7 protein-coding genes are annotated in these 6,515 nt (G+C 68.5%); 5 read left to right on the top strand and 2 right to left on the bottom strand.

Annotation, left to right across the window (positions count from 1 at the left end; genetic code table 11):
- Positions 1-227: 227 nt before the first annotated feature.
- Positions 228-524 carry a hypothetical protein gene (locus DMB66_RS49055; RefSeq protein ID WP_125810987.1) on the bottom strand — a complete coding sequence of 99 codons (297 nt, stop codon included), beginning with the start codon at positions 522-524 and terminating at the stop codon, positions 228-230.
- A 44-nt stretch (positions 525-568) separates the two neighbouring features.
- On the opposite strand from DMB66_RS49055, the gene DMB66_RS49050 reads away from it, so the two are divergent.
- Entirely contained in the window at positions 569-871 is a 303-nt protein-coding gene (locus DMB66_RS49050; protein WP_125810986.1) for a hypothetical protein, read from the top strand.
- Positions 872-886: 15 nt separating this feature from the next.
- Complete coding sequence (locus tag DMB66_RS49045; protein WP_125810985.1) at positions 887-1,249, top strand: hypothetical protein; 363 nt, start codon at positions 887-889, stop codon at positions 1,247-1,249.
- A gap of 161 nt (positions 1,250-1,410) precedes the next feature.
- Here DMB66_RS49045 and DMB66_RS49040 read toward each other — a convergent pair whose 3' ends face one another.
- On the bottom strand, positions 1,411-2,127 hold the full coding sequence (locus DMB66_RS49040) for a DUF1775 domain-containing protein (RefSeq protein WP_125810984.1): 717 nt from the start codon (positions 2,125-2,127) through the stop codon (positions 1,411-1,413).
- A 371-nt stretch (positions 2,128-2,498) separates the two neighbouring features.
- On the opposite strand from DMB66_RS49040, the gene DMB66_RS49035 reads away from it, so the two are divergent.
- From DMB66_RS49035 to DMB66_RS49025, 3 genes are all read left to right on the top strand, one after another.
- On the top strand, positions 2,499-3,215 hold the full coding sequence (locus DMB66_RS49035; protein ID WP_125810983.1) for a hypothetical protein: 717 nt from the start codon (positions 2,499-2,501) through the stop codon (positions 3,213-3,215).
- A 207-nt stretch (positions 3,216-3,422) separates the two neighbouring features.
- On the top strand, positions 3,423-4,937 hold the full coding sequence (locus tag DMB66_RS49030) for a PepSY domain-containing protein (protein ID WP_199753084.1): 1,515 nt from the start codon (positions 3,423-3,425) through the stop codon (positions 4,935-4,937).
- A 413-nt stretch (positions 4,938-5,350) separates the two neighbouring features.
- Positions 5,351-6,515, top strand: a 1,165-nt coding sequence (locus DMB66_RS49025; protein ID WP_199753083.1) for a copper resistance D family protein, incomplete at its 3' end; no start/stop codon positions are given.

Raw genomic sequence — 6,515 nt, 5'->3', positions numbered from 1 at the left:
ATTGAGAGGTGATCGTTCAGCGGTCGTGTCTTGGTCTGAAGCTCGTCGTTGCTTGCCGGTGTGAGTCCGGTCCGCCGGGCGGCGTCTGGGCGAGGTCGAGCGCGATGCTGATGATCGTCTGGTAGACGGTCAGCAACGCGTAGACCTCTTGGGTCGATGTCGCTCGGGTGCTGGGAGCGCAGGACCCGACCGTTGAGCATCGACGACTTGATCGACAGGTCGTGGTTTCATTCCGCTGGTGAGGCTGGCTTCTCTGTGGGCGGCCTCGCGACCGGCGTGGCCTGCGGGAGGGATGCGACGGATTCGGTGGCTGCTGCCGCGTCACTGGACGCCGTCATCTTCAGGAGGGGGAGTGAGGCGATGAGTGTTCCGGCGGCGAGGAGAATGCTCAGGACGCCGACGCCCGTGTTGTCCATGATCGCGCCGACGGCCAGGGGGTCGGTGCCTGCGCCGAGTGTCCCGCTGCCGCTGAGGGCGGCCACCCACCGTCCGGCGGAGTCGATGACCGAGGCGCCGGCGAGCATCTGTACCAGGACGGCCAGTTGGAGCGAAGACGGTGCAGCGAGCGGTGGACGCGATCAGCCGGCAGGAGGTCGCGGATGCTGAGCTGATCGCGCCGGGGACGGTGCACCGAATCGCCGCGGTGCTGGGCAGAGCGCTCAGCGAGGCCCGCCGTCAGGGGGCTGGTGTCGACGAACGCGGCGTGGCGGCTGCGGCTACCGCGCGGTGGCCGGCCGCAGGCGGTGGCGTGGACCCGGAAGACCGCCTCCTCAGCCGACCGATCTATGGAACCGGCCATGAGCGAGCCGCCCAGGGCATCACTCCCATTGCTGCGAATATCGTGGGCAGCCAGGCGACCGGGGACATATAGAACGCCACCATACGAATGGTGCAGTCGCCCGACGTCGACGAGTTGCTCACTGAGCTCCAGTGTGAGTTCGGCACCGCCGCGGACATCGCCGCCGCCCTGCCTGTGGGCACGCCGGTGACAGTGCGGGTGCCGCTGCTGGCCGAGTGGATCCGCATCGGCGCCGCGGCCACCGACCGCCTGCTGGCCGTGTGGACGCACCGCCCGGCCGGCCCTCAGCGGGTAGGGGGCTGCGCCAACCGGGTGCAGCGCATCGCCGCAGCCGTCATCGCCCTGCATGACACCCTGGTTGTCGCGGCTCGGGAGCTGGCGTGCCAGCAGGCCGCGCAGCGGGTCCAACGGGCGGCGGCGCGTTTCGACGAAGAGGTAGACGCGCTTTGAAGGCGAGACGACCGCACCACCGCCATCTCCCAGGTGTCTCACCTGACGGGCGCAGTGGTCGTCACAGTGGCCCTGCTCGACGTCCGATCCGGAGGGCGGTCCTCACCGCCCGTCGCCCGCGCAACCCATGATTGCCGGAAACGTGGCGACGGAAGTGTCCATCATGGGCGAGATGTCCGACCATGTCGACGTGCCAGGAGCAGCGCCGTCGCGGCCATAGCAACCACCACCACACCTAGCAGGATCCACAGGCCGGTACGCGAGTCGTCGGAGCCGGCGTCAATAGAGGCGACTGCTGGCGTGGTGCTGACCGCCGGTGACGGTATCGGCTGGCTTGACGGCTGTGCGGTGGGCGGGGCGGCGCTCGTGGTCGCCGGGGCAGCGGCCGCTTTGACCTTCAGCACTGGCGCGGGGTTGTCCGGTTCGGGCTGGCCTTCCTCGGGCACATCGATCCACCGGGAGACCTTGCCGTCGCTGTAGCTTTCCACGGTCTTGAACACCAGTGTGGTGCTGTCGGCCGGCAGTTGGGCGACGACGAGCGCGAACACCGCGTCCTGTCGCGGTTTGAGCGCCGGCCCGGCGGCGGTGACACCATCTGCGCCAGGCGTGAGCTTCCAGCCTTTCGGCGCCTTTCCCAGCTGTACGTCCGCTGGGTTGATGCCGGCGGGAAGCACCACGCGTTCGGAGACGATCCCGGCAGTGACTGATTCCGCTTCCCCGGTGAAGGTCAAGGTCACGTTCTGCGCCCCGGCCTGCGCCTTGTCCGCGTCAACCTCGACATGTGCCAGGGCTGGAGTGGCGAGTACGCCGGCGGCGACCACCCCACCGGCGGCGGCGAACAGCACCCGACGGGCACGCACGGCAATGGTGAAACGCACCGGACGATCTCCTTCACTAACGGGACGAGCAACACGGCAGAGGTACGCCAATTTGTGGGTCGCGCCCGCCGGGCGGAAAGTTCCCGAGACACGATGTGTCGCCCCTCACATGTTGTAGCGCCACTTCTGCCGCTGGGAGGCCGGGACAAGCAACGCCGCTGGCCATTGAACGGAACGCTGCGGCGATCCGTACCGAGCAACATGCCGGACACCGTTGCGACTGTGACCGCCGCGGTCGACCCGGCAACGACAACGGTGTGGTGGCGAGAGCGGAGGAACGCGGGTTCGAGGCGCTTTCCCCGTTTCACACCATTCGACCTGCCGGGCCTGGCAGGTCCGACTCCGCGTCGGTTGTCGGTATGGTGACCGGCGTGTCGGCGGAGCTGGGTGCAGGTGCGGTTCTGCGGATCACTCGCGCCGCGGTGCTGGCCTGCGTGATCGCGGGCGTCAGCACCATCGCCCACATGCTTGGAGGCGGTCAGCCCCCTGGCCCGTTGACGCTGAGCGCGTTGACAGTGGCGTGCACGGCAGGGTTGTCGATGTTTCTCCGGCGGCCCGCGTCGACCCGGCGCATCGTGTCGCTGCTGTGCGGTGGACAACTGCTGATGCACAGCGCCTTGACCGTGCTGGCCGGGCACAGTTCGGTGCCGATGGCCGGCATGGACGCCGTCTCGATGCATCCGATCATGCCCGGTATGTCGATGACCGCCGAGCCCGGCTTCGCCTCCGCACCCCACCCGGTGCAACACCTCACCGGCGAGATGCTGGCGACACGGCCGGCGATGATCGTGGCGCACCTGGCAGCCGCCGCGGTGCTGGGTATCTGGCTGTCAGTCGGGGAACGCATGGTGTGGCGGACAGTCGTGCTGATGGCCCGACCGGTCGCGCGTGCCGCCGTCCATGTGGTGCGGGCGCTGCTCGCGGTTGTCCGTATGGGGCTGTCCAGCGAGGACGACGCTCCCCACCAGCCTTGCCGGCCCCCGCGGTGGCCGGATCGAGCTCTCCTGAACCGCGTATCCCCGCCGACAGCCATTGTCCGGCGTGGCCCTCCAGTGGCGAAAGTTCCGATCACCACCGTGGCGTTCTGATCCGCCGCGGCTGACTTCCTCCTGCGGGCCGACCGGCTCCGGTATTGCCGGGTCCTCCGTGCCGTCTAGACCCGGCCGTGCCGTTTAAACCCGGCCGACCCGGCTGCGGTCGGTGCCCCCACACGCTGGTACGGCAGACCCCGGCGACGGGTGCCACCGGCTCGGCCCGCGGATCGAACTTTCATGCCTTCTTGGACTGGAGATTCCGTGTCTATTTCTGATCCGGCGGCGTCGCCGCAACCCGTCGACACTGTCAGCAACGACTCGTCCCGCGCGGGCGCCCTCACCACCACCGACGCCGATGCCGCCGCATCCGGCGAAACCACATCTGCCACCGCCACGCGGGCAACGCCGGTTCGTCCCCGGGGCAAAGGCTGGTTCCGAGCATTCTGGCGGTGGCACTTCTACGCCAGCTTCCTGGTCGTCCCGGTCCTGCTGCTGCTGGCCGTCACCGGCCTGATCTACCTGCTGCGCTTCCAGCTCGAACCGATGCTCAACGCCGACGTCATGACCGTCAAACCACCTGCCGGCGCACAGGCGGACGCACGGCAGTCCTACGACAGCCAGCTCGCCGCGGTCACCACCGCCCACCCCGACGCGACCCTGGTGTCGATGACCGAACCATCCGCGCTCGACCAGCCGACCGCGTTCTCCACCACCGTGGACGGTGAACCCCTGGACGTCTACGTCAACCCGTGGGACGCCACCGTCCTCGGCTCACTCAACCCCGACACCACCCTGTCCGGATATGCGGTGCGCCTGCACGGCGAACTGATGGCCGGCCCGGTCGGCGACGCGGTCATCGAACTCGCCGCGTGCTGGGCGCTGGTCATGGCGATCACCGGCTACATACTGTTCGTCCGCGGCCGGCGCAACCGTGCACGGCAGGCCGCCGCGAAGGCCAAGGGCGCGCTGCTGCGCCACCGCCATGCCGCGGTCGGCGCCGTACTCGGCGTCGGCCTGTTGGCCCTGCTGGTCACCGGTCTGCCCTGGACCGGGATCTGGGGGGAGAAAGCACAACAGCTGGCCACCGCCGGCGGCAGCTCGCTGTGGAGCGACGACCCCGGCGCGCTGAGCAACCCGACCTCGACCCTGGACGAGTCGCTGCCGCACAGCCACGACGTCCCCTGGGCGCTGGGTAACACCACCGTGCCTCAATCCACTCCCGGCGACGAACGGTCGACGGCCAGCATCGACACCGCCGTCACCGTCGCCCAACGCGAAGGCCTCGCCCGCCCGCTGACCATCGCCCTGCCCGAGGACGACAAAGGCGTGTACTCGGTGATCGGATACGCGTTCAACGACCCCGGCCGTGAACGCACGGTGCACGTGGACCGCTACGGCGGCACGGTGGTGTCCAGTTACGGCTACCGCGACTATCCGGTCCTGGCGAAGGTCGTCGCCCAGGGCATCTCCCTGCACGAAGGCCGCCGCTTCGGCACCCTCACGTTCTGGATCACCATCGCGTTCTGCCTTGGCGTGATCTTCATGTGTGTCACCGGGCCGCTAATGTGGTGGCGCCGCCGTCCCAAGGGCGCCGGCACCCTCGGCGCCCCCCGCGGCCGGCTACCGCTGCGCACCACACCACTACTGGCCCTGGTGATCGTCGGCCTGGCCGTGCTGCTGCCACTGTTCGGCGTCTCCCTGGTCGTCATTCTGCTGCTCGACCAACTCCTACTGCGCCGCGTCCCCCGACTGAAGAACTGGTTCGCGACTACCTGATCCGACAGGCCGGACACTGATCTTCGGATCAAGCGCGTCTCCGTACGGCGCTGCCGAAGCCCTCCGCGGGTATTCGGCAGCGCCGTCGCCCCGTGAGGGCCGCAAGGCGACGGACGCGGTCGACCGGCACCGCCGTTCCTTCGGCCAACGTATCGGCTGAATCTTACGAAGCGCTGACGTCGGCCGGTCTCGGCGATCCGGTGGGGCGGACGAGCCGTAGCTGGGGGTGTGGGTGACTGCCCGCTCTCCGGCGTGCTGCGGAGAATCCGGCGAAGCTTGATAGCCGCCGTGCTCGGCGAGAGGATCACGATGAAGTCAGGCACCATATCGGCGGGGCCGCGCGTCTCGTCTCGTCCCGGGCAGGTACAGAGCCGCGATCCCTTCGGGCGACTCGCCGGGAAGGGTCTCAGGCCATGTCCGTGCTGAAGCGGACGGTGGAACTGGGCGGGCCTGGACCTCTTCGTCGTCGAGGCCCCGCCCTGGTTGTCGCCGCTGTGGTGTCGGCGTCGGTCTGCGCGGCCGTCTTGTGGTGGGGTGGATCGATCTGGGCGGCCTACAACCAACCGTATGACGATCCGGGTTTGTCGCCGTGGATGCTGCCGTTGTCACGGTTGGGGATGCACGCTGCCGCCGTGGCCACCGTCGGCTGTCTGGTCGCCGCGGCCTTCTTGGTTCCGGGCGAACATGTGGTCACGAAGTCTGGGCCGGGGCCCTTGCTGGTGTCCCAGGAGGCAAGTGGCTGGGTACGGGCCGCGTCGTGGTCGGCGCTGGCCTGGGTCGTCGTGACAACGATGACGATTTGCTTCACCATCTCGACGCTTGTCGGTGCGCCGGTTGCCACAGCGATGACGCGAGAGAACATGAAAATCATCCTTCTGGAGCTGCCGCCGGGACAGGCGCTGCTGGTGTCGTTGGGTTTGGCCGTCGTGATAGCCGCCGCCTGTCGGGCCGTTTCCTCGGTGACCGCGACGGCGTTGGTGGCGGTGCTTGCCGTGGTGGCGGCTTTGCCGTCGGCGTTCACCGGGCATGCCGCCAGTCGGGCGAACCATCAGGTCGCCGTGGCGGCCATGGTCATCCATGTGGGTGGGGCGGTGTTGTGGATCGGCGCGCTGGTGGCGCTGCTGCTGATTCGGCGACGGTCAGCCACGGCGCTGAGCGAATCTGTGCGCAGGTTCTCTGCGCTGGCGCTGTGCTGTTTTGTCCTCATCGGGTTCACCGGATTGATCACGGCGCCGTTACGGTTCAGCTCTTGGGAGGATCTATCGTCTGCCTATGCGGCGGTTGTGGGCCTCAAAGCGGTAGCACTGGCCGGTTTAGGTGGTTTCGGCTGGTGGCATCGGCGGGTGTCCATGCCCGCGTTGGCCCGCGGGCAGGCGCACATCTTCGCGCGCATCGCGTGGGTCGAGGTCCTTGTCATGGCGGCCGGGCTCGGCTTGGCCGCCGGGTTGGGAAGAACCCTGCCGCCAAACACTTACCGCGTGCGTGACCAGGTCGGAACGCCGGTGCAGCGCATCGTGGACGCGCTACCGAATCCGCTGTTTCTGGCCTTCGCCGTGGCGGCGGTAGCGTGCTATCTGA

This window comes from Actinoplanes sp. ATCC 53533 (assembly GCF_003947245.1).
The sequence above is the reverse complement of the archived record's forward strand: the minus strand, read 5'-3'. Positions and strand labels throughout refer to the sequence as shown.